Here is a 25,936-nt window from a genome sequence, read left to right on the forward strand (position 1 = left end):
CGGCAAGAGCTGGGACGGCACCGTCGCCAACGGCGTCGCCGCGACCGGCGTCGAGGGCCTGAAGACCATCGTCCCGATCGGCGCCATCTCCTCCTGGTACGACTACTACTTCGCCAAGGGTGCCCCCCTGTACGACTCCGGCCCCGACTGGCTCTCGCACTACGTCAACAGCCCCGACGCCCGCGCCCGCTGCGGCCACGTCCAGCAGCGCCTCGTCGACGGCGCGCCGCGCACCGGCGACTGGACGCCGCTGTGGGAGGAGCGCGACTACGTCAAGGACGCGCACAAGGTGAAGGCCAGCGTGTTCGTCGTGCACGGGCAGCAGGACCTCAACGTCCGCGCCAAGCACTTCGGCCAGTGGTGGGACGCCCTCGCCGAGCACGGCGTCGAGCGCAGGATCTGGCTCTCGCAGACCGGTCACGTCGACCCGTTCGACTTCCGCCGCGCCGACTGGGTACGGACCCTGCACCGCTGGTTCGACCACTATCTCCTCGGCTACGACAACGGCGTCGACCGCGAGCCGATGGCCGACATCGAGCGCGCCCCCGACCAGTGGTCCACCGACCGCGTCTGGCCGCCGCGCGCCACCGCCACCACCACGCTCCGCCCCGGCACGGGCGCGGCGCCCGGCGTCGGCACCCTCGGTCTCGCCCCGGCGCGGCCCGGCGCGACCGAGACGTTCACGGACGACCCTGAACTGGACGAACTCGACTGGGCGGCGCACGCCGACGCCTCCACGCCCGCCAAGGCGGGTTTCCTCTCCCGCCCACTTACGCGGGACCTGCGGCTCTCCGGCTCCTCCACGGTCACCGTGACCGCCACCCCGACGACCACCAGCGCGCACCTGACGGCGGTCCTCGTCGACCTCGGGCCCGACACCATCCGCGACTACGGGGCCGCCGGCGAAGGCATCACCACCCTCGTCGAACGCACCTGCTGGGGCGCGAGCACGACCGGCGACAGCGCCTGCTTCAAGGAGACGAGGGCGAAGACGGCCGACGTCGGCTTCACCGTCTTCAGCCGGGGCTGGGCCGACCTCGGCAACTGGGCCGACGCGCACCAAGGCCGCCCCCTCACCCCCGGCAAGGCCCACACGATCACCCTGGACCTCGCCGCCACGGACCACGTCGTCCCGGCCGGCCACCGCCTCGCCCTCATCATCGGCGGCACCGACCAGTACCTCATCGACCCTCCGGCGACGAGGCCCACCCTCACCCTCGACCTCACCCGTACCTCCGCCCGCCTGCCCCTCGTCGGCGGTGCCCCCGCCTTCCTCCGCGCCACCTCCGGTACCGTGCACCGCGCTGCCCCGCGCACCGTCCCGCCGGCCGGCGTCACCGCCCCCCGCCCCGCCCAGCCGATTCCCGGAGGCAGCACCCGATGACCCCACGCGCCGCACGCGTCCGCGCCCTCGCCGTGACCCTCACCGCCGCGGCCCTCGCCCTCCCGTTGATCACCGCCCCCGCCCAGGCCTCACCCACCACCCCGCCCCGCACCGGCTTCGAGACGAGCAACGGCGCCCACTGGACGAGCCTTCCGGAGGAGCAGCGTTTCCTCGCCGCCGTCGACCGGGCGAGCGACCACGTCTCCCTGGCGACCATCGGCACCACCAAGCAGGGCCGCCCCCTCCAGCTCGTACGGATCTCCACCGCGCCCACCACCAGCACCGTGCTCCTCATCTGCAGCCAGCACGGTGACGAACCGTCGGGCCGGGAGGCCTGCCTGTCCACCGTCCGCGACCTCGCGTACGCCGACGACCCGGAAACCCGGCGCTTCCTCTCCCGTACGACCGTCCTCGTCGTCCCCACCGCCAACCCCGACGGCCGCGCCGCCGACACCCGGGGCAACGCCGACGGCACCGACATCAACCGCGACCACATCGCCCTCAGGACCGCCGAGGGCCGCGCCCTGGCCGCCGTGCTCCGCGACCACCGCCCCGACGTCGTGTACGACCTCCACGAGTACGGCGCCACCCCGCCGTACTACGACAAGGACCTGCTCTCGCTCTGGCCGCGCAACCCCAACACCGACGCGCACGTGCACGACGAGGCGCACACCCTCTCCGAGTCGTACGTCCGCCCCACCGCCGAGCGGGCCGGCTTCGACAGCGGCGTCTACGGCATCTGGACCGACCCCGTCACCGGAGAGCCCGTCAAGCAGGTCGCGGGCGACGGCCAGGAGCGCATCCTCCGCAACACGGCCGGCATCAAGCACGCCGTCGGCCTGCTCGTCGAGACCCGCGTCGACCCCCTCACGGAGGAGGAGAAGAAGGACCCCGCCCTCAACAACCGGCGCCGCGTCGACACCCAGCTCGCCGCCCTCGACGGGCTCTTCGGGTACGTCGACGACCGGCGCGGCACCATCGAGGCGGCCACCACGACGGCCCGGCTGGCCGGCTTGCGCGACCGTGGCCCGGTCTTCCTGGGCGGCGCCGACAACGATCCGCCCGAGCCGTCCGAAACCCTCCAGGACCCGCCCTGCGGCTACCGCCTCAGTCCCACCCAGTACGCCGGAGTCAAGGACGAGCTGGCGCTGCACGGGGTGACCGCCCGGGCGGGCGGCGACGGCGCCTTCGTACCGCTGCGGCAGTCCCGGCGGGCTCTCGTACCCCTCCTGCTCGACACTCGCGCGGCCTATCACCTCACCGGTGGGGAACCGGTCGACGCCTGTTGATCCCGGGAGGTGTACGCCAGGTGTGGTAGGGGGTACCGGAGAGCGAAATCAGGCCACACGAAATCGGTGAAAGGTGCCGCTTGTGTCGCACGACGAACGCAAACCGGGACAACGGCTGCGGCTGCCGGTGAAGGCGGCCCTCCCCGGCCGCCACCCGCACGAGGACAAGCCGCCCGTCACCGACCGGGTGGTGTTCGGTGTGACGGCCGTGCTCACCCTGGCCTTCCTGCTCTGGGGCGCCTCCGCGACCAAGTCGCTGGAGAACGCCTCCGACACGCTGCTGAGCGGCCTGATGCACAACGGCGGCTGGGCCTTCGTCCTGGCCGCCTCGGGCTTCGTCGTCTTCGCGCTCTGGCTCGCCATCAGCCGGTACGGACGTATCGAGCTGGGCCAGGAGCACGAGGAGCCCGAGTTCAGCACCGTCTCCTGGGTCGCCATGATGTTCAGCGCCGGCATGGGAATCGGCCTGATGTTCTACGGCGTCAGCGAACCGCTCGCGCACTACACCACCCCGCCGCCGGGCACCGACCCCGCCGACTCGGCGGACGCCATGCAGACGGCGCTCGCCACCACGCTGTTCCACTGGACCCTGCACCCCTGGGCGATCTACGCGGTGGTCGGCCTGGCCATCGCGTACAGCACCTTCCGGCGCCGCAGGCGGCAGACGATCAGCGCGGTCTTCGTCCCGCTCATCGGCAGGAAGCGCGCCGACGGCGTACCCGGCCGGGTGATCGACATCCTGGCGATCTTCGCCACGCTCTTCGGTTCCGCCACCTCCCTGGGGCTCGGCGCGCTCCAGATCGGCAGCGGCATGCACGAGGTGGGGTGGCTGGACAGGGCCGGAACCGGACTGCTCGTCAGCATCATCGGCGTGCTGACGGTGTGCTTCATCTTCTCCGCCGTCTCCGGTGTGGAGCGGGGCATCCAGTGGCTCTCCAACACCAACATGGTGCTGGCCGTGGTGCTCGCCCTCTTCGTCTTCGTCGCCGGCCCCACCATCCTGGTCCTGGACCTGATCCCCACGTCACTCGCCTCGTACCTCGGTGAGCTGCCCCAGCTGATCGGCCGCACGGAGGCGGCCACCGGCGGCGGCGACGTCGCCGACTGGCTGAGCAGCTGGACGGTCTTCTACTGGGCCTGGTGGATCTCCTGGACGCCGTTCGTCGGCATGTTCATCGCCCGCATCAGCCGGGGGCGGACGATCCGTCAGTTCGTCGGCGGCGTGATCCTGGTGCCGAGCACGGTGAGCCTGATCTGGTTCGCGGTCTTCGGCGGTACGTCCATGCGCCTGAAGGAGCAGGGAGCTCTCGGGGGCGAGGCGACGCCCGAGGCCCAGCTCTTCGGCGTGCTCCAGGAGTTCCCGATCGCGGGTGTGATGAGCCTGCTCGTGATGATCCTGGTCGGCATCTTCTTCGTCTCCGGAGCCGACGCGGCCTCGATTGTGATGGGCACGCTCTCCCAGAAGGGCACCTTCGAACCCGCGCGGTTCGTCGTGGTCTTCTGGGGCGTGGTGACCGGCGGCGTGGCGGCCGTGATGCTGCTCGTCGGCGAGGGCAAGGGCGACGCGCTCGCGGGCCTGCAACACTTGACGATCCTCGTCGCGGCCCCGTTCGTGCTGGTCATGGTCGGCATGTGCATCTCCCTCATGCGGGACCTCCGCCAGGACCCGCTGATCGTCCGGGGCGAACTCGCCGAGGAGGCCGTGGAGGAGGCGGTGATCGCGGGCCACGAGAAGTACGCGGGCGACTTCGAGATCCGCATCGGCCCGGCCCGCGACGAGGAACCCGGCCGCCGCGAGGGAACGGCGCCGGAGCCGGACCAGGGGCCCGACGAACCTCCCGCTGACCGGTGAGCCCCGGTCCGCCCCCGGGGCCTGCCGGGCCCCCGGGCCCGCCCGGGCCTGCCGATTCCGCCCGGGCCTGCCGGGTCCGCCTGGGCCTGCCGGGTCCGCCTGGGCCTGCCGATTCCGCCTGGGCCTGCCAGGCCTGCCGGGCCTGCCGGGCCTGCCGGGTCCGCCTGGGTCCGCCTGGGCCCGTCGGTCTGCCCGGGCCCGTCGGTCCGCTCGGCCGGTTTCGGTCCGTGTCTGCCCGGGTCGCCGGTCCGCTCGGGTCCGCCGGTCCCCCCAGGCCTGCCGGTCCGCCCGGGTCCGTCGGTCCGCCTGGGTGCGCCGGGTCCGCCCGGGCCTGCCGGGTCCGCCCGGCGCGCCCGGGGCCGGCGCCCCCGCCGCGGCCTCGGCTCGGCCGCCGGCCCGGCCGCATCTCCTCGCCCGCCCGGCCCGCCCCGGCGGGGGCGGCCTCGGGGCGGCTGCCCGGTGCGGGGCGTGGCCGATTAACGCCCCGGGGCCTCCCTCGGCGAGGATGGCGGCATGACCGAGATCCGCACGCCCCGCCTCCTCCTGCGCCGCTGGCACGACGACGACCTCGTCCCCATGGCCGACATCAACGCGGACCCGGAGGTCATGCGCTGGATCGGCGACGGCTCGGTCCGCGACCTGGAGGAGACCGCCGAGGACATCGAGCGGTGGGAGGAGGAGTGGGACGAGGAGGGCTTCGGGCTCTTCGCCGTGGAGCTCCTCGCCTCCGGTGAGCTGATCGGGTTCGCGGGGCTGTCCGTACCCGAGTACCTGCCCGAGGTGCTGCCGGCCGTCGAGATCGTCTGGCGCCTCGGCCGGCCCTTCTGGGGGCAGGGGTACGCCTCCGAAGCCGCCCATGCCGTACTGGAGTTCGCGCTCCAGGACCGTGGCCTCGACCGGGTCGTCAGTATCGCCCGGCTGGGGAACGAAGGCGCCGAGAACATCATGCGCAAGCTCGGCATGGCGCCGGAACGGGAGACGACCCACCCCGTGTACGGCGTCCCGCTGCACGTCCACGCCATCGACCTCACCGAGTACCACGGGTGACCAGCCCCGCCACCTCCTCCGCACAGCCCCACGCGACCGTGACCCCCGCGCCCCCGTGGCCGTAGTTGTGGAGCAGCACCCCGCCGCCGTCCGGCAACGGCTCCGCCGCCAGGCGCACCCCGCCCGACCGCACCGGGCGGAGGCCCACCCGGTGACCCAGCACGCGGGCACGGCCGATCTCGGGGCGGATCCGTGCGCACCGCGCCACGATCGCGGCGGCCGTTCCCGCGTCCGGTCCCGTCCGCCAGTCGCCCTCCTCCGCCGTACCGCCGAGAACCAGCCGCCCCGGCTGCGGGAAGAAGTAGGTCGCCGTGCTCGCCGAGGCGTCCGCCGCGACGAACCACTCCTCCACACCCGGGTTCTCCACCAGGACGAGCTGGCCGCGCACCGGTCGCAGACCGCCGTCCGGTACGAGCTCCCTTGCGCCCAGCCCCGCGCAGTTGACCACCACCGGGGCCGGGACCTCCGCGAAGGTCGACACCGCCCGCGTCTCGACGACGCCGCCCGCCGCCTCCAGCCGGGCCCGCAGCCACGCCAGATGGACCGGCATGTCGACCAGCGGCAGCCGGGCCGCCAGGCCCCGTGACGGCAGCTGCCGCAGCCCCGGCACCTCGCCCGCCCAGGAACCGAGCGACCCCAGTTCGGTCTCCGCGTGGACACCCGCCACCATCCGTACGCCCGTCGCCCCCGGATCGGCGGCCAGCCGCTCGTACACGCGCAGCGACGCCAGGGCCCACGCGCCCACCCGCTCCGCCGGCTCGATGCGGTACGGCCACCACAGCGCGCCCGCCACCGCGGAGGTGGTGTCGCCCGGCGCGTCGCGCGTCCACACCCGTACCCGCAGGCCGTGCCCGGCCAGCGTGACCGCCGTCGTCAGCCCGATGACCCCGCCGCCCACCACGATCACATCACCGCTCATGCCGGGACGGTAGCGGAGACGCCCTGGGCGGGAATACACCCGACATGCCTCCCGAGCACGAGCACGACCCCTTACGTGAACAGGCGCACGCGTACGCGTCCTTCGCCCTCGCGCCCGCGATCAGGCCCGGTGGTGTCCTCACCGACGGCGCGTACCACGTGCACCGCGACTTCCTCGACTTCCTCGTCGACGGCCGCCCGCTCCTGCACCAGCTGTCCGACCTCGACGCCGTGTCCCCGCTCGCCTCCGACGTACCGCCCGCCATCTTCACCGACCATGTGCGCCGCCTGCTGCTGGACGCCGAAGCGCCGCTGCCCGGCGGGCGGTACGTCATCTACGGCTGCCCCGAGTGCGAGAACCTCGCATGCGGTGCCGTCACGGCCGTGATCGAGCGCGACGGCGACGACGTCGTCTGGCGCGACTTCGCCTGGCAGACGGACGAGTCCGCCGACCTGGACCTCAACGGCTACCACGGGATAGGCCCGTTCCGCTTCCGCGGCGACCAGTACCGCGCCGAACTGGAACGCCTGCTCCCGAGCGCCGCCCCCGCCCGCCGCCGCGTCCTGCTGATCGGCGCCCGCGTCGCCGTCCTCGCCCGGCTCGCCGCCGCGCTGCGCACCATCGGCATCGGTGCCGACATCGCCGAGGACACCGTCGCCGTACCGCCCGAGGAGCTGCGGGCGTACGGCGCGGTGGCGTTCGGCCGGGAGATCGGGGAGGAGCGGCGTAGGGCCGTGAAGGAGGCGTTCGCCCGGGCGGGCGCGGACGTGGCGTACGTCGACGGGCTCGCGCCCATCGTCCCGCTGCTCGTCGCGCAGATCGAGCACGCCCTCGACCGCAGCCCGCTGGAGCGGCGGCGCCTGATCCGGCTGGCCGCGGCCGGCGGCGAGGCGACCGTGGAGGTCACCTCCACCTGCCGCGTCCAGCTCGTTGCGTACCGCCTGGACCGGCTCCGCCGCACCCGCGCGCATGAGCAGTTCGACGGGTTGCTGGAGCCGGGCCGGCACCGAATTCCCCTGGACACCCGAGTGGTCGAGGGGCGATCCTTCCTCGTGGCACGCACCATGGGGGGCGTGCTGGTCGCACCGACGATGGCCCCGGCGAGCCGCGAATCGCCGTCACGATGACACCGACGAACCGGAGGCCCGCCTCCCCGCGCCGATGAGCGCCCGCAGGACCGGACCCGCACGCGGAACCTGACCCGGAGCCGGCCGCGCGCGCATGCCTGCTGGGACCGCCCTGTCAGGCGGCGTGAGCGCGGTGCGCATCGTGGGCGTCGATCCTCGGCCATGTACAGCGGGCGAGGCCCTGAACCTGCTCGACGCGTGCGTCGAGATCCCGATGACCGGGACCGGCGCCGGCCTGAACGCCGCCGTCGCCGCGTCCCTCGCCCTCTACAAGCTCGCCGGTCTCGTCTGACCAGGCCCCCGATAGGATCGACCCCCTGATGACTGCAACCCTCGTCGCCAAGGACCTCGCCGCCGGCCACGGCGAACGTTCCCTCTTCTCCGGCCTCGACCTCGTCGTCGCGCCCGGTGACGTGATCGGCCTCGTCGGCGTCAACGGCGCCGGCAAGTCGACCCTGCTGCGGCTCCTCGCCGGGCTCGACACCCCCGAGCACGGGGAGCTGCGCCTGTCGCCGCCCGCCGCCACCGTCGGCCACCTCCCGCAGGAGCCGGAGCGCCGCGCGGGGGAGACCGTGCGCGACTTCCTCGCCCGCCGCACCGGTGTCGCCGCCGCCCAGGCCGCGATGGACGAGGCGACCCAGGGCCTGGTCGACGGCACGCCCGGCGCCGACGACGCGTACGCCACCGCTCTGGAGCGCTGGCTGAACCTCGGCGGCGCCGATCTGGACGAGCGCGCCGAGGAGGTGGCCGTCTCCCTCGGCCTGACCGTCGGGCTCGACCGGCCGATGACGTCCCTCTCCGGCGGCCAGGCCGCCCGCGCGGGTCTCGCCTCGCTGCTGCTGTCCCGTTACGACGTGTTCCTGCTGGACGAGCCGACCAACGACCTCGACCTGGACGGCCTGGAGCGCCTGGAACGCTTCGTGCAGGGCCTGCGCGCCGGGACGGTCGTCATCAGCCACGACCGTGAGTTCCTCGCCCGTACCGTCACCAAGGTCCTCGAACTCGACCTCGCCCAGCAGCAGATCCGGCTCTATGGAGGCGGCTACGAGGCGTATCTGGAGGAGCGGGAAACCGCCCGCCGGCACGCCCGCGAGGAGTTCGAGGAGTACGCCGACAAGAAGGCGGCCCTCGAGGGCCGCGCCCAGATGCAGCGCTCGTGGATGGACAAGGGCGTCAAGAACGCCCGCCGCAAGGCGGGCAACGACAACGACAAGATCGGCCGCAAGTTCCGCAGCGAGGCGAGCGAGAAGCAGGCCGCCAAGGCCCGGCAGACCCAGCGCATGATCGAGCGCCTGGACACCGTCGAGGAGCCCCGCAAGGAGTGGGAGCTGCGGATGGAGATCGCCGCCGCCCCCCGCTCCGGCGCGGTCGTGGCGACGCTGCGCGAGGCCGAGGCCGCCAGGGGAGGCTTCCGCTTCGGCCCGGCCTCGCTCCAGATCGACTGGGCCGACCGGGTCGCCATCACCGGCGCCAACGGCGCGGGCAAGTCGACGCTGCTGGCCGCCCTCCTCGGCCGCCTCCCGCTCGACGCGGGCCACGCCTCACTCGGCTCGGGCGTCGTCGTCGGGGAGGTCGACCAGGCGCGCAAGCTGTTCCACGGGCAGGAGTCCCTGTTGGACGCGTTCTGCGCGGCCGTACCGGACACCGAGCCGGCCGACGTACGGACCCTGCTGGCCAAGTTCGGCCTCAAGGCCCACCATGTGATGCGCCCCGCGACGTCCCTCTCGCCGGGCGAACGCACCCGTGCCGCCCTCGCCCTGCTCCAGGGCCGTGGCGTGAACCTGCTGGTCCTGGACGAGCCGACCAACCACCTGGACCTGCCGGCCATCGAGCAGCTGGAGTCGGCCCTCGATTCGTACACGGGCACCCTGCTCCTGGTCACCCACGACCGGCGCATGCTGGACGCGGTCCGCACGACCCGGCGTATCGAGGTCGCGGACGGCAAGGTCACCGAGCACTGACCGGTTCCGGGGACCGCCCCCCGGAACCGGCCCGTCACCTCGGTAGCCTCACCGGCGGCCCTTCGCGCCGCCTCCGCCCCCGCCGCCCAGCAGGCCGGCCTTGCGCAGCGCGTCCGCCATGGCGCTGTTCGCGGGCGCGGGGGCCTGGGACGGGCGGCCACCGCCCTTCCCGGCACCACCGCCGCCACCGCGCCGGTCACCCGTACCGCCACCGCGCCGGTCACCACGGCCGCCACCGCCCCCGGCACCGCCGCCGCCCTGCCGCTGCTGCGGCGGACGGCCGCCCCGCTCACGCTTCGGCGACGCCGTGTCCGTACCGGCGGACGTCTCGTCGTCCAGCCGCAGCGTGAGCGAGATCCGCTTGCGCGGAATGTCGACGTCCAGGACCTTGACCTTCACCACGTCACCCGGCTTGACCACTTCGCGCGGGTCCTTGACGAAGTTCCGGGACATCGCCGACACGTGCACGAGGCCGTCCTGGTGCACACCGACGTCCACGAAGGCGCCGAACGCGGCCGCGTTCGTGACGACGCCCTCCAGCACCATCCCCGGCTCCAGGTCGCCGATCTTCTCGACGCCCTCCTTGAAGGTGGCCGTCTTGAACGCGGGCCTGGGGTCGCGCCCCGGCTTCTCCAGCTCCCGCAGGATGTCCGTGACCGTCGGCAGACCGAACGTCTCGTCCACGAAGTCGTCCGCCCGCAGCGACCGCAGCACCGAGGTGTTGCCGATCAGCGACGCGACCTCGCCGCCCGTCGTCTTCACCATCCGCCGCACCACCGGGTACGCCTCGGGGTGCACGCTGGACGCGTCCAGCGGGTCGTCGCCGCCCCGGATCCGCAGGAAGCCCGCGCACTGCTCGTACGCCTTGGGGCCGAGGCGCGGCACCTCCTTGAGTGCCTTGCGCGACCGGAAGGGGCCGTTGGCGTCCCGATACGAGACGATGTTCTCGGCGAGGCCCGCGCCGATGCCCGACACGCGCGAAAGGAGCGGCGCGGAGGCGGTGTTGACGTCGACGCCGACACCGTTCACACAGTCCTCGACGACCGCGTCCAGGGACCGCGACAGCTTCACCTCGGACAGGTCGTGCTGGTACTGGCCTACGCCGATCGACTTCGGGTCGATCTTCACCAGCTCCGCGAGCGGGTCCTGGAGCCGGCGCGCGATCGAGACCGCGCCGCGCAGGGAGACGTCCAGCTCCGGCAGCTCCTGGGAGGCGAACGCGGACGCGGAGTACACCGACGCGCCCGCCTCCGACACCATGACCTTGGTGAGCTTCAGCTCCGGGTGCCTGGCGATCAGTTCAGCCGCGAGCTTGTCCGTCTCGCGGGAGGCCGTGCCGTTGCCGATGGCGACCAGCTCGACCGCGTGCTCCTTCGCGAGCCGTGCCAGGGTCGCCAGCGACTGGTCCCACTTGTTGGCCGGTACGTGCGGGTAGATCGTGTCGGTGGCGACGACCTTGCCGGTCGCGTCCACGACGGCGACCTTCACGCCCGTACGGAAACCGGGGTCGAGCCCGAGGGTCGCCCGCGTCCCGGCGGGCGCCGCCAGCAGCAGGTCGCGCAGGTTCGCGGCGAAGACCCGTACCGACTCGTCCTCCGCCGCCGTCCGCAGCCGCAGCCGCAGGTCGATGCCCAGGTGGACGAGGATCCGGGTGCGCCACGCCCACCGCACCGTCTCGCCGAGCCACTTGTCGCCGGGGCGGCCCTGCTGGGAGATCCCGAACCGGGAGGCGATGATCCCCTCGTACGACGAGGGGCCGTCGACGGGCTCCTCGGGCTCCAGGGTCAGGTCGAGGACCTCCTCCTTCTCGCCGCGCAGCATCGCCAGCACCCGGTGCGAGGGCAGCTCGGTGAACGGCTCGGCGAAGTCGAAGTAGTCGGCGAACTTCGCGCCCGCCTCCTCCTTGCCCTCCCGCACCTTCGCGGCCAGCCGGCCCCGCGTCCACATCCGCTCGCGCAGCTCGCCGATCAGGTCGGCGTCCTCCGAGAACCGCTCGGTGAGGATGGCGCGGGCCCCCTCCAGCGCGGCGGCCGGGTCCGCGACGCCCTTGCCGGCGTCGACGAACGCGGCGGCCGCGGCGAGTGGCTCCACCGACGGGTCGCCGAGCAGCCCGTCGGCCAGCGGCTCCAGACCGGCCTCGCGGGCGATCTGCGCCTTGGTGCGCCGCTTCGGCTTGAACGGCAGGTAGATGTCCTCCAGCCGCGCCTTGGTGTCGGCGGCGAGGATCCGCGCTTCCAGCTCCTCGGTGAGCTTGCCCTGCTCGCGTACGGAGTCGAGGATGGCGGCCCGCCGGTCCTCCAGCTCCCGCAGGTAGCGCAGCCGCTCCTCGAGCGTGCGCAGCTGCGCGTCGTCGAGCATCTCGGTCGCTTCCTTGCGGTAGCGCGCGATGAACGGCACGGTCGACCCGCCGTCGAGCAGCTCGACGGCCGCCTTCACCTGCCGCTCGCGTACGCCGAGCTCCTCGGCGATCCTGCCTTCGATGGACGTCGTCACGGTGTCCCGACTCGCCTTCTCGTGCCTGCCAGCTTGAGGTTGCATTCTGCCGGGTCACCGTGCGACGTGTCCGCCTGCCCCGTCGTCAGGCGCGGCGCGCCCTGCCCCCGCCCCGCGAGGCCCCGCCGAACAGCCGCGCCAGCAGCCGGAAGGGCAGGGTGACGACGGTGGCGACGGCCGAGCCGATCATGCGGAAGAAGTCGGCGATGGTACGCAAGGGGCACCTCCATGTGCTGTCGGTTGCCCCCTGCGGGTTGCCGCCGCGTATACAGCGAAACGTATACAGCGAAACGTAGACAGCGAACGTATACGGCGAAACGTTCCGCCCTGAACCTCAGCCCTTGCCGGCCAGGTCCTGCGGGAACGCCCCCGCCGCCACGGCCGCGCCCAGGAAGCCCCGCCCCAGCTCGGTGAGCCGCTCGACGTCCGCCGCGCCGAGGTGCTCGTACGGAGCGGCGTCCAGGCGGTCCGTACGGTCCTCCAGCTCGGCGCGCAGGGCGGAGCCCGCACTCGTCAGCTCGCCGGCCTCGTCCATGAGGCCGCGCCCGCGCAGTCGCTCGGCCGCCGCGTCCCAGTCGGCGCGCTGCCAGCCGCGTGTGGCGAGGATCCAGCGGGGCGCCATGCCCTTGCCGGTCGCCGTGTGGCTGACGAGCGCCTCCAGCGGGTCGAGTTCCGCGGCCAGCAGCGCGACCAGGTGGGCGTCGCCCCGGTGCTCGCGCAGCAGCGTCGCGGCGTGCCAGTACGCCAGGTGCGGCGCCTCGGGCACCGGGAGGTCGGCGTGGGCGGCGTACAGCGGCCGGGCGTGCCGGGTGCACGCCTCGGTGGCGCGCAGCGCGAGCCGTGCGGCCTCCGCCATCTCCGCCGACTCGACCGCCGCGTCGCCGAGCAGCCGCCGCAGGGTGGCGTCGGCCGCCCGCAGCCGCGCCGCGAGCACCGCCTCGGGGGAGGCGGTGTCCCAGACGGCCGGCAGGTGCCGGGCGACGAGCTCGTGGTTGAAGTTGTAGAACGCCGCCGTGACGACCCCCGGGCCGACCGCTCCCATGGCGGCGGCCCGCCCGGCGAAGTACGCGGCGCTGGAGTCCGTGACCCCGAGCGCCGCCAGCTCCTTGGCGAAGTCGGGCGAGAAGTAGACCGTCGAGTGGAGCGGGTTCAGGGCGTTGTGGCAGCGCCGGCCGGCGCGCGGCGGGAGAGTCGTCATGCCAAGCAGGTTACCGACTGGTTGGTACGCCGCCAGGGGCCGGACCCCGGATGGCCGGAAAGGTGGGGCTTTCGTCATTGCGGCCATCCAGCGTGCCCCCAAGGATGAAGGGCATGACGCAGCGACCCGTACTCGTCGTCCTCTTCGACGGCGTACAGAGCCTGGACGTCACCGGGCCGGTGGAGGTTTTCGCCGGGGCGGACCACGTCGCCGGACGCCCCACGCCCTACCCGATCCGCACCGCCTCGCTCGACGGAGCGCCCGTCCGCACCCAGAGCGGCCTGCGCCTGGCCGCCGACGGCCCGCTGGCCGACGCGCCGCGGCCGCACACGCTCCTCGTCCCCGGCGGCGACGGCACCCGGGACCCCGACCCGCGCCTGATCGACTGGCTGCGCGGCCAGGCCCCGTACGCCGAACGCCTGGTCTCCGTCTGCACCGGCTCCGTCCTCCTCGCCGAGGCCGGCCTGCTGGACGGCCGCCGCGTGACCACGCACTGGGCGTTCTGCGACCACCTCGCCCGCACCCACCCGGAGGTGGACGTCGATCCGGACCCGATCTTCGTACGGGACGGGAACCTCGCCACCTCCGCGGGCGTCACCGCGGGCATCGACCTGGCCCTGGCCCTGGTCGAGGAGGACCTCGGCCGTGACGTGGCGCTCACCATCGCCCGCCACCTCGTGGTCTTCCTCCGCCGCCCGGGCAACCAGGCCCAGTTCAGCGCCCAGCTCGCCGCCCAGACCGCGCGCCGCGAACCGCTGCGCGAGGTCCAGCAGTTCATCACCGAGCACCCTGCCGCCGACCTGTCCGTCGAGGCCCTGGCCGCCCGCGCCCGCCTTTCACCGCGCCACTTCGCCCGCGCCTTCCGGACGGAGACCGGCACGACACCCGGCCGCTACGTCGAGCGCGTCCGCCTCGAACACGCCCGCCGCCTCCTGGAGGACACCGGCAGCGGCGTCCACGAGGTCGCCCGGGCGTGCGGCTACGGCACGCCCGAGGCGATGCGCCGTGCCTTCGTCAAGGCGCTCGGAACCCCGCCCGCCGAATACCGGCGCCGCTTCCACGCACCACCCGTACCCACCCACGGAGAGCACTGAAAGGACACCGGTCCGCATGCAGATCGCCATCCTCCTGTACCCCGGCTTCACCACCCTCGACGCCGTCGGCCCCTTCGAGATCATCAGCCGCCTGCCCGACGCCGAAACCGTGTTCGTCGCCAAGCGGTCCGGCCCCGTCCGCAACGACCAGGGCAACCTCGCCCTCGTCGCCGACCGCACCCTCGCCGAGGTGCCGAGCCCCGGCATCGTCCTCGTCCCGGGCACCGGCGACCCGGGACCGGTCATGCGTGACGAGGAGACCCTCGACTGGCTCCGCACGGCGGACGCCACCAGCACCTGGACCACCTCGGTGTGCACCGGCTCGCTGATCCTGGCCGCCGCGGGCCTCCTCAAGGGCCGCCGCGCCACCACCCACTGGCTCGCGCTGGACGGCCTGAAGGAGCACGGAGCCGACCCGACGGGGGAGCGGGTCGTCTTCGACGGCAAGTACGTCACGGCGGCCGGCGTCTCGGCCGGCATCGACATGGGCCTGCACCTGGTCGGCCGCATCGCGGGCGACCGGCACGCCCAGACCGTCCAGCTCATCACCGAGTACGACCCGCAGCCCCCGTACGACGCGGGCTCCCCGGCCAAGGCCCCGGCCGACATCGTCGCGTTCTGGCGCGATCAGGCCGCCTGAGCGGCCTTCGGCAGCCCCGCCCGTTCCATGAGCACGTGCATCGTGGTCTCGGGCAGGGCGGGGCTCCCGGCCGCCGCCTCCGCACCACCGACACCACCGCCGCGTGCGCTGCTCCGCGGTGAGGTGGATGTGCTCCGACACCTCACGGCGGGTCCTCGGATCCGGATGGCGGGCCCAGGCCTCGATCACCGCGGCCGGCAGCGGGCGGAAGCGCAGCTTGAAGGGCAACCGCACCGCCGGGGCCATGCCCAGCAGCCGCACCAGCACCGACGCGGGCGCGGCAGGATTCTCGGAGAGCCCGTGCAGCCAGTGGCCGCCCAGCGCCGCCGACGTCACCTCACACCCCGTACGTGAAGCGCGGCGACCGCCGCTCCAGGAAGGCGGCGACGCCTTCCTCCCGCTCGCCGCTGCCGCGCGCCTGCTCCGCCCAGTACGCGTCCCGGTCGGTGCGCCCCGCGGCGAACTCCTTGGCCGCCGCCTGGGTCAGCAGCGAGCGGGAGGCGAGGACACGGGTGAACTCCGCGACCCGCTTGCCCAGTTCCCCCGCCGGCAGCACCTCGTCCACCAGCCCGGTGCGCAGCGCCCGCTCCGTATCGATCAACTCACCGGAGAACAGCAGGTACTTCGCGGTGGGCGGGCCCACCAGCGACACCAGCCGCCGGGTGGAGGAGGCCGGGTAGACGATGCCGAGCTTCGCCGGCGTGATGCCGAAGTGCGCGCCCTCCTCGGCGAACCGCAGATCACAGGCGGCCGCCAGCTGGCTGCCGCCGCCCACGCAGTAGCCGCGCACGGCGGCGAGCGTCGGCTTGGGGAAGGCGGCCAGCGCCTCCTCGGCGCGCACGGCGAGCGGCTGCTGCTCGTCGCCCGGCTCGCGCAGCGACGAGATGTCGGCCCCGGCGCAGAAGGTCGCCCCCGCGCCGGTGAGCACCAGCGCCCGGACCTCCCGGTCGGCGGCCAGCGCGGCGAGCAGCTCCGGCAGTGCACGCCACATGGCCGCCGTCATGGCGTTGCGCTTGGCGGGGTTGCTGATGACGACGGTGGCGACACCGTCCACGACGGACTGCTCCAGCTGCGGCTGCTCCATGCGCCGGATGCTATCCGTCAGAAGGCGGCCCGGAACGGTCGAGCCCACGACGTTGTTGTATGCGTACGGTCAGAAATCGCCGAATAGCTGTTGACTTCTGGTCAGTAACCCGGACCGGTTGCCCGCTGTACCAACACTCGATGACGTGGCGACAATGGAGCACGAGGGCGGAAACCGGACAATGGAGAGCCGCGGGAGCGACCCGGCCCGGCCGCCCTCGTACGAAGGGGTCTGGCGGTTCACCGCTCCCGCGGTCGATGTCTCCGTACCGCAGGCCAGACGTGCCGTACGGGATCTGCTGAAACGTCAAGGCGTGCCGGCTCACGACGACGTCGTCCACGCCCTGCTGCTGATCGTCTCCGAGCTGGTGACCAACGCCGTGCGGCACGCGGCCCTGCTCTCGCCCGAGCTGGCCGTCGAGGTCGCGATCGGCGCGGAGTGGATCCGGGTGTCGGTGGAGGACAGCCACCCGTACCGCCCCAAGGCGCTGGAGGCGGACTACGGCCGGACGGGCGGGCGCGGTCTGCTGCTCGTACGGGAGGTCACGAAGGAGGCGGGAGGGGAGTGCGACGTGGAGCACACCCCGAGCGGCGGCAAGATCATCTGGGCCGCCCTGCCACTGAGACCCGCGGCGCCGCCCGTGCCGCCCGGACTGCCAGGGCCGGTCGGAGTGCCCGTGCCGTCCGGACCGCCAGGGACGTCCGGTCCGTCCGGTCCTTCGGGGCCCGAGAGACCGGACCGACCGAACCGACCGAACCGACCGGACCGACCGAACCGACCGGACCGACCGGACCGGCCGAACGGACCGGACGGGCCGACCGTCACCAGCCTCCGGTCTCCCCTGTCAGCTCCTTGATCGCCGGACGCGCCGCGTCCAGCACCGTCATGAACCACGCGGAGAACGGATCCGCGGCGTGCCGCTCGGTCAGCTCACGCGCCGTCACGAACGCCGTTTCCTCCACCTCCGCCGGATCCGGCCGCAGTCGAGCCTGCACCATCCCCACGAAGAGGTGGTTGTACTCCTGCTCGACCAGCCCCGACGCGGGGTCCGGGTGGTTGTAGCGGACCGTGCCCGCCTCGGCGAGCAGCGACGGCGACACCCCGAGCTCCTCGTGGACGCGCCGGGCGGCCGCCGCGAACGGCGCCTCTCCCGGATAGGGATGCCCGCAGCACGTGTTCGACCAGACACCGGGGGAGTGGTACTTCCCCAGCGCCCGCCGCTGCAGCAGCAGCCGCCCCTCCTCGTCGAAGAGGAACACCGAGAACGCCCGGTGCAGTTGCCCGGGCGCCTGGTGGGCAGCCAGCTTCTCCGCGGTGCCGATGGTGGTGCCGTTCTCGTCGACCAGTTCGAGCATGATCGACGGCTGCGTTCCGTTCGACGCGGGCGACCCGTTGTTCGCCGCGGTGGCTGGTGTGGTCGGCATAACCATCCTTCGCTTCGGTTCTCGGCCCTGTGGGGCATGCCTCAGTCTGCCGTACAAAAGCCGCTTGTCGGCACACGACGACCCGCCCCCGTCATGCCGGATCAGACACCGAACGCCGCTGGGTAATGGATCGTGCCCACCGGCACTTTCCCGCAACCATCCAGGTCGAGCGCCATCATGGCCCCGTCCGGCACGTCGAAGGACGGCCTGATCCCGTACCGCGAAGCAGGCACGAAACCGAACCTCGGGTAGTACTCCGGATGACCGAGCACCAGGACCAGCCGCTCCCCGCTCAGCCGCGCCGCGTCCAGCACCGCACGGACCACCGCCTGCCCGGCGCCCTGCCGCTGGTACGCGGGCGCCACCGCGACCGGCGCCAGGGCGGCGGCCGGCACCCCGCCGACCCGGCATCGGGTGATCAGCGCGTACGCGGCGACCGTGCCGTCCGGCCCCTCGGCGACGTACGACAGGCCCGGCAGCCACGCGGACGGGTCCTGGCGGAGCCGGTCGACCAGCTCGGCCTCCGCCTCCGTCCCGAACGCGGCGGCGTTGACCGCCCGTACGGCCGCGACGTCCGCGTCCGTCTCCGGCCGGGTACGCCAGCGGGGGTCGGCCGGGCGCAGCACGAAGCCGGTGCAGCCGTACTCCGTGCCGTGCTCGCGGCGCATGGCGATCTCCGCGCGGGTCGCGGCGAGCGCCTCGGCCATGCCGGGCGCCGCCGGGTCGGCCGCGTCGGCCCGCTCGCCGAGCGGCCCGTAGTACTCGTCCCAGTCGCTCTCGGGCTGGGGATACGTCCCGAGCACGTGGTACCCGGCCGCGACGGCCGCCGCGGTGTTCTCGGCGGTGGTACGCAGCGCGTAGTGCCTGTCCCAGAAGGCCCGTGCCTCGGCGCTCGGCTCGTCGGCCGTCCACCCGCACTCGGTGACGACCAGCGTCCCGCCGGGGGAGAGCAGCCGGCGCCAGGAACGCAGCGCGCGGTCGAAGCCGATCGAGTACGCCGAGCTCTCCGCCCAGACCAGGTCGAACGACCCGTCGGCGTACGGCAGCGCGGCCATGTCGGCCCGGACGGTACGGACGGAGCCCGCGAGCCCCCGGGCATCGGCGGCCCGCCGCAGCTCGGCCAGGAACGGCTCGTGCAGGTCGACGGCCGTGACGTCCGCACCGCCGCCGGTGCCGGCCTCTTCGGCCAGCAGCAGCGCGGACCGGCCGGGGCCGCAGCCCAGGTCGAGCACGCGCGGGTGCGGCGGCAGCGGACCGGCGAGGGAGAGGAGCCGGCGCGTGGTGTCACCGGAACCGGGGCCCTGCCGCGGAAGACCGTGGTGCAGGGCGAAGAAAGCGTCGTACTCAGCGTTGTCGGACAACGTGGGAAACCCTTTGATGTGAGCGGGCCCCGGCCGACGTGTACGTGACGAGACGTACGGGATCAGGTCAGCCGAGAACCCGGAAGCCGGAGGCGAAGCTGGACCGGGCGCTGCACTGGGCAGCCGTCACCGCGGCGGTCATCAACCTCAGCTCCTCTCACAGGTACGACTTTCGATCACCCACCCTAACAGCGGTCAGTGACAGAGCTTCGCCTCGTGCGCGGCATGGCCGCTCGGCTCCAGCTGGAACGTGCAGTGCTCGACGTCGAAGTGGTCGCCCAGGCACCCCTGGAGCTCGTGCAGCAGCTTCTCGTGCCCCACCGAGTCGAGCGCCTCCTGGTGCACCACCACATGCGCCGACAGCACCGGCATCCCGGACGTGATGGTCCACGCGTGCAGGTCATGGACGTCCAGCACACCCGGCAGCTCGAGTATGTGCGCCCGTACCTCCGCCATGTCCACGCCCTTGGGGGCCGCCTCCAGCAGCACGTCGAGCGTCTCGCGCAGCAGCTTCAGCGTGCGCGGGACGATCATCAGGCCGATCACCAGGGACGCGATCGGGTCGGCCGCCTGCCAGCCGGTCGCCAGGATGATCCCGGCCGAGACCAGCACCGTCACCGAGCCCAGCGCGTCCGCGAGCACCTCCAGGTACGCGCCGCGCACGTTCAGGCTCTCCTTCTGCCCCCGTACGAGGAGGGACAGCGACACCATGTTGGCGACCAGGCCGAACAGGGCGAACGCGATCGCCACCCCGCCCTTCGTCTCGGCCGGCGTGATGAACCGCTGCACCGCCTCGAACAGCAGGTAGCCGCCCACGCCGAGCAGCAGCAGACAGTTCGCCAGCGCGGCCAGGATCTCCGCCCGTGCGAACCCGAACGTACGCCTCTGGTCGGCCGGGCGGCCGGCGAAGTGGATGGCCAGCAGCGCCATGGCGAGACCGACGGCATCGGTCGCCATGTGCGCGGCGTCCGCGATCAGCGCGAGCGAGTCGGCGATGACGCCGCCGACGATCTCGGCCACCATGACCGCGAGGGTGATCGTGAGCGCGATCCGCAGCCGTCCCTTGTACGCGGCGGCCGCGGTCCCCGTGGGCGGCGGCCCGCCGTGCGTGTGCCCGTGATCGTGCCCTGCCCCCATGGACGGCCTCCCGTTGATCGACGACAACGGCCAGTGAACTACGGGTGGGGGGTATCCGCAAGCCGGTACTGAACACCGTTGTCATGTGCCCTGACCTGCGGTGATGTCCTCCTGGTCAGGGCGGCGCGATCGCCCTGGCCGCGCCGCCCGGCCGCCGCCCCCGCCTGCCCGCTCCCGCCAGGGCCGGGCCACCTGGGCGCCGCGTCCTGGCGGCCGGCCCGTGCGGTCGCCCACCCGCGGTTTGTGGGGTGAGGTGCCCATCGACGATGATGATCGCGTCCTGGCGGAAGGCCGCCGGATGCCGGGAAACCTCAATGAACTTCCGCTTCCGTTCATCCGATAGCCTCTGCCGACGTGCCGCCGCCCGTGACCGGGCCGAGCCGCCGTGCACCAGCCCTGTTCAGCTCCAAGGAGTGAGTTCGTCTGTCGACCGCCATCCTCACCGGTCCGCCGGTACCCGGATCGCCGCTCGAGGGCGATCTGCGGTCGCTGGGCTTCGACGTCCGGTACGCCGCCGACGAGCGGGAGACCGCCGCACTGCTCGCCGCCGTCCCGGCCGCCGAGCGCGTCGCGGTCGTCGACCCGCGCTTCGTGGGCCACGTCCACGCACTGCGCCTCGCCCTGACAGACCCCCGCTTCCCGGCCGCCACGGCCCCCGGCGCCCTCACGGCCGGGCCGGAGGCCCGCCCCGCCCTGACCGGCGCGCTGACGTCCGTGACGTCGGCCACCGCCGAGCCCGCGCCCGCCTCGGGTACCGCCGCCCCGCCGGCGCGCCCCGACGCGCTGACGTCCGTGACCCCGGCGAACGACGCCACCGGGCCGGCCGCCACCGCCTCGGCACCCGGTACCACCCGGAACGCCACGGACCCCGCTGCCCGGCGTGCCCCCGACCCGTCCGGCACCGCCCCGGCGGCCGACGCCGGCACCGTCACGGCCGGCGTGCCGCAGGCGCAGGCCCCCCGGACCGCCGCCGGTGCCGCCGCCGAGCAGGCCGGACGCCCCGACCGGGGCGTCGTCACCCTGGCCGACCGGCTCGCCGAGGCCCTGGAGGCCGACGGGGTCCAGGTGCACCGGCCCGAGCTCGGGTCGCTCGTCGCCGCCGTACCCGTCGATCCGCAGAGCCGCAAGGAGACCCGGGACGCCGTCGCGGCCGTCGACGACGAGGCCGTACGCCTCCGCTCCGCCGTGAAGGCGCGTGACGGTTTCTTCACCACCTTCTTCATCAGCCCCTACTCGCGCTACATCGCCCGCTGGTGCGCCCGCCGGGGCCTCACCCCCAACCAGGTCACCACCGCCTCCCTCCTCACCGCGCTCGTCGCGGCCGGATGCGCGGCGACCGGCACCCGCGGCGGGTACGTCGCCGCCGGGCTGCTGCTCCTCTTCTCCTTCGTCCTGGACTGCACCGACGGGCAGCTCGCCCGCTACTCGCTGCAGTACTCGACGATGGGCGCCTGGCTGGACGCGACCTTCGACCGCGCCAAGGAGTACGCCTACTACGCGGGCCTCGCCCTCGGCGCCGCGCGCGGCGGGGACGACGTATGGGCACTGGCGCTCGGCGCGATGGTCCTGCAGACCTGCCGTCACGTCGTGGACTTCTCCTTCAACGAGGCCAACCACGACGCCACCGCCAACACCAGTCCCACCGCCGCCCTCTCCGACAAGCTCGACGCCAAGGGCTGGACGGTCTGGGTGCGCCGGATGATAGTCCTGCCCATCGGCGAACGCTGGGCCATGATCGCCGTCCTCACGGCGGTCGCCACCCCCCGCGTCGTCTTCTGGGCCCTGCTCGTCGGCTGCGCTTTCGCCGCCTGCTACACCACCGCCGGCCGCCTCCTGCGGTCCCTCACCCGCAAGGCCCGCCGTACCGACCGGGCCGCCCAGGCCCTCGCCGACCTCGCCGACTCCGGTCCGCTCGCCGAGCTGGTCGCCATGGCCGTCCGGCGCCGCGCCTTCCCCCCCGCCCGCACCAGGGTCGTCATCGCCTTCGCCGGAGCCGCCTGGCTCCTCCTCGGCGTCTGCCTCGCGCCCATGGGCAGCGCCATCGTCATCGGGGCGGTCCTCTACGTCCTCACCTCCGGCACCGCCGTCGCCCACTCCCTCAAGGGCGCCCTCGACTGGCTGGTCCCGCCCGTCTTCCGGGCCGCCGAGTACGTCACGATCCTGGTCCTGGCCGCCCGCTCCGAGGCCCCGGGAGCGCTTCCGGCCGCATTCGGCCTGGTGGCGGCCGTCGCCTACCATCACTACGACACGGTCTACCGCATCCGCGGCGGCACCGGCGCGCCGCCCGCGTGGCTGGTGCGGACGATCGGCGGACACGAGGGCCGCACGCTGGTGGTGGCGGTCCTCGCCACGGCCCTGGCGGCCGGGAGCCACTTCACCCTCGCGCTCACCGCCCTCGCGGTGGCCGTCGCGCTGGTCGTGCTCGTGGAGTCCATCCGCTTCTGGGTGTCCTCCGGAGCACCCGCAGTACATGACGAAGGAGAACCCGCATGATCGGCCTCGTACTCGCAGCCGGTGCCGGACGGCGTCTGCGCCCCTACACCGACACGCTCCCGAAGGCCCTCGTGCCGGTGGACGGGGACACCACGGTCCTCGACCTGACCCTCGCCAACTTCGCCGCGGTCGGTCTCACCGAGGCCGCCGTCGTCGTCGGCTACCGCAAGGAAGCGGTCTACGCGCGCAAGGCCGAGCTGGAGGCCACGTACGGCCTGAAGCTCACCCTCATCGACAACGACAAGGCCGAGGAGTGGAACAACGCCTACTCCCTGTGGTGCGCCCGTGAGGTCCTGAAGCAGGGCGTCATCCTCGCCAACGGCGACACCGTGCACCCGGTCTCCGTCGAGAAGACCCTCCTCGCCGCCCGCGGGAACGGCCAGAAGATCATCCTCGCCCTCGACACGGTGAAGAACCTCGCCGACGAGGAGATGAAGGTCATCACCGCCGACGGCCAGGGCGTGCGCCGCATCACCAAGCTGATGGACCCCGCCACCGCCACCGGCGAGTACATCGGCGTCACCCTCATCGAGCCCGAGGCCGCCGAGGACCTCGCCGACGCGCTGAAGACCACCTTCGAGCGCGACCCCGACCTCTACTACGAGGACGGCTACCAGGAGCTGGTGGACCGGGGCTTCCAGATCGACGTGACGCCCATCGGCGACGTCAAGTGGGTCGAGATCGACAACCACGACGACCTCGCGAAGGGCCGTGAGATCGCGTGCCTGTACTGACCCGCCTCATCCCCTCGCCCGTCGTCGTCGACATCTCTTGCGGGGCGATGGACGGCCTGGCCGGCCTCCTGGTCGACCAGCGGATCTCCGCCTCCGGCAAGCTCGCCATGGCGATCAGCAACGGCTCCGGCCAGGCCCTGCGCGAGAAGCTCGCGCCGCTGCTGCCGGACGCCGACTGGTACGCCGTGGAGGACGGCAGCATCGACTCCGCCGTCCGCCTCGCCGACGCCATAAAGGGCAAGCGGTACGACGCCGTGGTCGGCCTCGGCGGCGGCAAGATCATCGACGTGGCGAAGTACGCCGCGGCGCGGGTCGGCGTCCCCATGGTCTCCGTGGCGACGAACCTCTCGCACGACGGCATCTGCTCGCCGGTCTCCACCCTTGACAACGACAACGGCCGCGGTTCCTACGGCGTCCCCTCGCCGATCGCCATGGTCATCGACCTCGATGTGATCCGGGAAGCCCCGGCGCGGTTCGTCCGTTCCGGCATCGGCGACGCGATCTCCAACATCTCGGCGATCGCGGACTGGGAGCTGTCCCACCGGCGCACCGGCGAGCAGGTCGACGGCCTGGCTGCCGCCATGGCCCGTACGGCGGGCGAGTCCGTGCTGCGCCACCCCGGGACCGTCGCCGACGACGAGTTCCTGATCGTGCTGGCGGAGTCCCTCGTCCTGACCGGCATCGCCATGTCGATCAGCGGCGATACCCGGCCCGCCTCGGGCGCCTGCCACGAGATCTCGCACGCCTTCGACCTGCTGCACCCGGCGCGCGCCGCGCTCCACGGCGAGCAGGTCGGACTCGGTGCCGCCTTCGCCATGCACCTGCGCGGCGCCCACGAGCAGTCGGGGCTCTTCGCCGAGGTGCTGCGCAGGCACGGCCTGCCGGTGCTGCCCGAAGAGATCGGGTTCTCCCCGGACGAGTTCGTCGCCGCCGTGGAGTACGCACCGCAGACCCGCCCCGGCCGCTTCACCATCCTCGAGCACCTCGACCTGTCCACCGACCAGATCAGGGACGCGTACGCCGACTATGCCAAGACCATCCGTAGCTGAACTCCGCCCGGTCGTCCATCCGGCCGGAGTGAAGGACCGTCGCAGCGGTGAGCACTGGGGCGGCCGCCTGTACATGCGCGAGATCTCGCTGCGCATCACCCGCCTGCTGGTCACCACCAAGGTCACCCCGAACCAGCTGACGTACGTGATGACCCTCGCGGGCGTCCTGGCGGCCCCGGCCCTGCTGATCCCGGGCATCCCCGGGGCGCTCCTCGGCGCCCTCATGGTCCAGCTCTACCTGCTGCTCGACTGCGTCGACGGCGAGGTGGCCCGCTGGAAGAAGCAGTTCTCGCTCGGTGGCGTGTACCTGGACCGGGTCGGTGCCTACCTGTGCGACGCGGCGGTGCTGGTCGGTTTCGGCCTGCGCGCCGCCGACCTGTGGGGCAGCGGGCGGATCGACTGGCTGTGGGCCTTCCTCGGCACCCTCGCCGCCCTCGGCGCCATCCTGATCAAGGCCGAGACCGACCTCGTCGGCGTCGCCCGCCACCAGGGCGGCCTGCCGCCGGTGAAGGAGTCGGCCTCCGAGCCGCGCTCGTCCGGCATGGCGCTGGCCCGCAAGGCCGCCGCGGCGCTGAAGTTCCACCGGCTCGTCCTGGGCATCGAGGCGTCGCTGCTCATCGTGGTGCTGGCGGTCCTGGACACGGTCCGGGGCGACCTGTTCTTCTCCCGTCTCGGTGTCGCGGTCCTGGCCGGCATCGCGCTGCTCCAGACCGTGCTGCACCTCGTCTCGATCCTCGTGTCGAGCAGGCTCAAGTGAGGACGCCGATGAAGCTGGGCGCCGTCATCATCACCATGGGCAACCGCCCCGACGACCTCCGCGCGCTGATCGAATCGGTCGCCGAGCAGGACGGCGACCCGATCCAGGTCGTCGTCGTCGGCAACGGCGCCCCGGTGACCGGTGTCCCCGAGGGCGTACGCACCATCGACCTCCCGGAGAACCTGGGCATCCCCGGCGGCCGCAACGTCGGCATCGAGGCGTTCGGCCCCGGCGGCACCGACGTGGACGCCCTGCTGTTCCTGGACGACGACGGGCTGCTGGCGAACACGGACACCGCCGAGCTGATCCGCCAGGCGTTCACCGCCGACCCGGAGCTGGGCATCATCAGCTTCCGGATCGCCGACCCGGACACCGGCGTCACCCAGCGCCGGCACGTGCCGAGGCTGCGGGCCTCAGATCCGATGCGCTCCTCGCGGGTGACGACCTTCCTCGGCGGCGCCAACGCCGTCCGTACGAAGGTGCTGGCCGAGGTCGGCGGGCTGCCGGACGAGTTCTTCTACGCGCACGAGGAGACCGACCTCGCCTGGCGGGCGCTCGACGCCGGCTGGATGATCGACTACCGCGCGGACATGGTGCTCTTCCACCCGACGACCGCGCCGTCCCGGCACGCCGTCTACCACCGCATGATCGCCCGCAACCGCGTCTGGCTGGCCCGCCGCAACCTCCCCGCGCCCCTGGTGCCGCTCTACCTCGGCGTCTGGCTGCTGCTCACGCTGGCCCGCCGCCCTTCGGTGCCGGCGCTGAAGGCCTGGTTCGGCGGGTTCAAGGAGGGCTGGACGACCCCGTGCGGGCCGCGCCGGCCCATGAAGTGGCGTACGGTGTGGCGCCTGACGAGACTGGGCCGCCCACCCGTCGTCTGACAAGCTCGGAAT

The 25,936-nt window shown here is 73.1% G+C and carries 22 protein-coding genes and 1 pseudogene; 15 read left to right on the forward strand and 8 right to left on the reverse strand.

The features are described from left to right. The 4 genes from AMK26_RS34880 to AMK26_RS34895 all read left to right on the forward strand — a co-directional run. The coding region (locus AMK26_RS34880; RefSeq protein WP_241838227.1) for a CocE/NonD family hydrolase C-terminal non-catalytic domain-containing protein at nt 1-1,384 on the forward strand (1,384 nt) is incomplete at its 5' end. After that, nucleotides 1,381-2,673, forward strand: a complete 1,293-nt coding sequence (locus tag AMK26_RS34885) for a M14 family metallopeptidase (RefSeq protein ID WP_073760202.1) — start codon at nt 1,381-1,383, stop codon at nt 2,671-2,673. The genes AMK26_RS34880 and AMK26_RS34885, both read left to right, overlap by 4 nt. Before the next feature lie 82 nt (nt 2,674-2,755). After that, nucleotides 2,756-4,525, forward strand: coding sequence for a BCCT family transporter (locus tag AMK26_RS34890; RefSeq protein ID WP_073760204.1), 1,770 nt, complete (start codon nt 2,756-2,758; stop codon nt 4,523-4,525). Between the two features lie 513 nt (nt 4,526-5,038). Then, a complete protein-coding gene (locus AMK26_RS34895) occupies nt 5,039-5,572 on the forward strand; it encodes a GNAT family N-acetyltransferase (protein ID WP_073760206.1) in 534 nt (177 codons plus the stop codon). On the opposite strand, the gene AMK26_RS34900 is transcribed toward AMK26_RS34895, so the two are convergent. Beyond that, complete coding sequence (locus tag AMK26_RS34900) at nt 5,553-6,491, reverse strand: FAD-dependent oxidoreductase (protein ID WP_073760208.1); 939 nt, start codon at nt 6,489-6,491, stop codon at nt 5,553-5,555. The genes AMK26_RS34895 and AMK26_RS34900 overlap by 20 nt on opposite strands. 44 nt (nt 6,492-6,535) lie before the next feature. Here AMK26_RS34900 and AMK26_RS34905 point away from each other — a divergent pair, with 44 nt between their 5' ends. The 3 genes from AMK26_RS34905 (at nt 6,536) to AMK26_RS34915 (ending at nt 9,579) form a co-directional block, all read left to right on the forward strand. Beyond that, nucleotides 6,536-7,618, forward strand: a complete 1,083-nt coding sequence (locus tag AMK26_RS34905; protein WP_073760210.1) for an oxidoreductase — start codon at nt 6,536-6,538, stop codon at nt 7,616-7,618. Between the two features lie 142 nt (nt 7,619-7,760). After that, the gene (locus AMK26_RS37155) at nt 7,761-7,910 is read left to right on the forward strand and encodes a hypothetical protein (RefSeq protein WP_241838228.1); all 150 of its coding nucleotides are present in this window, start codon (nt 7,761-7,763) and stop codon (nt 7,908-7,910) included. Nucleotides 7,911-7,938: 28 nt separating this feature from the next. Continuing rightward, the gene (locus AMK26_RS34915; protein ID WP_073760212.1) at nt 7,939-9,579 is read left to right on the forward strand and encodes an ABC-F family ATP-binding cassette domain-containing protein; all 1,641 of its coding nucleotides are present in this window, start codon (nt 7,939-7,941) and stop codon (nt 9,577-9,579) included. Nucleotides 9,580-9,627: 48 nt separating this feature from the next. Here AMK26_RS34915 and AMK26_RS34920 read toward each other — a convergent pair whose 3' ends face one another. From AMK26_RS34920 to AMK26_RS34925, 3 genes are all read right to left on the reverse strand, one after another. After that, nucleotides 9,628-12,072: a Tex family protein gene (locus tag AMK26_RS34920; RefSeq protein WP_073760214.1), complete on the reverse strand. Its 2,445-nt coding sequence runs from the start codon at nt 12,070-12,072 to the stop codon at nt 9,628-9,630. 85 nt (nt 12,073-12,157) lie between these two features. After that, nucleotides 12,158-12,289: an LPFR motif small protein gene (locus AMK26_RS38490; RefSeq protein WP_260604312.1), complete on the reverse strand. Its 132-nt coding sequence runs from the start codon at nt 12,287-12,289 to the stop codon at nt 12,158-12,160. Between the two features lie 117 nt (nt 12,290-12,406). After that, complete coding sequence (locus AMK26_RS34925; protein ID WP_073760216.1) at nt 12,407-13,270, reverse strand: SCO6745 family protein; 864 nt, start codon at nt 13,268-13,270, stop codon at nt 12,407-12,409. 113 nt (nt 13,271-13,383) lie between these two features. Between AMK26_RS34925 and AMK26_RS34930 the strand changes: the two genes are divergently transcribed. Continuing rightward, a complete protein-coding gene (locus tag AMK26_RS34930; RefSeq protein WP_073760218.1) occupies nt 13,384-14,364 on the forward strand; it encodes a GlxA family transcriptional regulator in 981 nt (326 codons plus the stop codon). A gap of 16 nt (nt 14,365-14,380) precedes the next feature. Beyond that, nucleotides 14,381-15,004 carry a DJ-1/PfpI family protein gene (locus AMK26_RS34935; protein WP_073760220.1) on the forward strand — a complete coding sequence of 208 codons (624 nt, stop codon included), beginning with the start codon at nt 14,381-14,383 and terminating at the stop codon, nt 15,002-15,004. Between the two features lie 337 nt (nt 15,005-15,341). Here the strand turns inward: AMK26_RS34935 and AMK26_RS34940 are convergent, their stop codons facing one another. Next, on the reverse strand, nt 15,342-16,088 hold the full coding sequence (locus AMK26_RS34940) for an enoyl-CoA hydratase/isomerase family protein (protein WP_073760222.1): 747 nt from the start codon (nt 16,086-16,088) through the stop codon (nt 15,342-15,344). 181 nt (nt 16,089-16,269) lie between these two features. Between AMK26_RS34940 and AMK26_RS36540 the strand changes: the two are divergent. Next, nucleotides 16,270-16,722 (forward strand): annotated as a pseudogene (locus tag AMK26_RS36540) (ATP-binding protein); the annotation flags it as partial. A 187-nt stretch (nt 16,723-16,909) separates the two neighbouring features. On the opposite strand, the gene idi reads toward AMK26_RS36540, so the two are convergent. From idi to AMK26_RS34960, 3 genes are all read right to left on the reverse strand, one after another. Continuing rightward, the gene (gene idi / locus AMK26_RS34950; RefSeq protein WP_073760224.1) at nt 16,910-17,512 is read right to left on the reverse strand and encodes an isopentenyl-diphosphate Delta-isomerase; all 603 of its coding nucleotides are present in this window, start codon (nt 17,510-17,512) and stop codon (nt 16,910-16,912) included. A gap of 101 nt (nt 17,513-17,613) precedes the next feature. Next, the gene (locus AMK26_RS34955; protein ID WP_073760226.1) at nt 17,614-18,873 is read right to left on the reverse strand and encodes a bifunctional class I SAM-dependent methyltransferase/N-acetyltransferase; all 1,260 of its coding nucleotides are present in this window, start codon (nt 18,871-18,873) and stop codon (nt 17,614-17,616) included. Nucleotides 18,874-19,068: 195 nt separating this feature from the next. Further along, nucleotides 19,069-20,010 (reverse strand): cation diffusion facilitator family transporter, encoded by a 942-nt coding sequence (locus tag AMK26_RS34960; protein WP_073760228.1) that lies wholly within the window; start codon nt 20,008-20,010, stop codon nt 19,069-19,071. Nucleotides 20,011-20,547: 537 nt separating this feature from the next. Here AMK26_RS34960 and AMK26_RS34965 point away from each other — a divergent pair. The 5 genes from AMK26_RS34965 to AMK26_RS34985 are packed head-to-tail and all read left to right on the forward strand — an operon-like array spanning nt 20,548 to nt 25,924. After that, the gene (locus AMK26_RS34965; protein WP_443333207.1) at nt 20,548-22,503 is read left to right on the forward strand and encodes a DUF5941 domain-containing protein; all 1,956 of its coding nucleotides are present in this window, start codon (nt 20,548-20,550) and stop codon (nt 22,501-22,503) included. Continuing rightward, nucleotides 22,500-23,237: a phosphocholine cytidylyltransferase family protein gene (locus AMK26_RS34970; protein ID WP_073760232.1), complete on the forward strand. Its 738-nt coding sequence runs from the start codon at nt 22,500-22,502 to the stop codon at nt 23,235-23,237. Before AMK26_RS34965 ends, AMK26_RS34970 begins: the two co-directional genes overlap by 4 nt. After that, nucleotides 23,225-24,286 carry an iron-containing alcohol dehydrogenase family protein gene (locus tag AMK26_RS34975; RefSeq protein ID WP_073760234.1) on the forward strand — a complete coding sequence of 354 codons (1,062 nt, stop codon included), beginning with the start codon at nt 23,225-23,227 and terminating at the stop codon, nt 24,284-24,286. Before AMK26_RS34970 ends, AMK26_RS34975 begins: the two co-directional genes overlap by 13 nt. Next, complete coding sequence (locus tag AMK26_RS34980; protein ID WP_073760236.1) at nt 24,264-25,043, forward strand: CDP-alcohol phosphatidyltransferase family protein; 780 nt, start codon at nt 24,264-24,266, stop codon at nt 25,041-25,043. Before AMK26_RS34975 ends, AMK26_RS34980 begins: the two co-directional genes overlap by 23 nt. Before the next feature lie 8 nt (nt 25,044-25,051). Continuing rightward, a complete protein-coding gene (locus tag AMK26_RS34985; protein WP_073760238.1) occupies nt 25,052-25,924 on the forward strand; it encodes a glycosyltransferase family 2 protein in 873 nt (290 codons plus the stop codon). The last annotated feature ends 12 nt before the right edge of the window (nt 25,925-25,936 follow it).

The sequence above is a fragment of the Streptomyces sp. CB03234 genome (assembly GCF_001905885.1).
Taxonomy (GTDB): Bacteria; Actinomycetota; Actinomycetes; order Streptomycetales; family Streptomycetaceae; genus Streptomyces.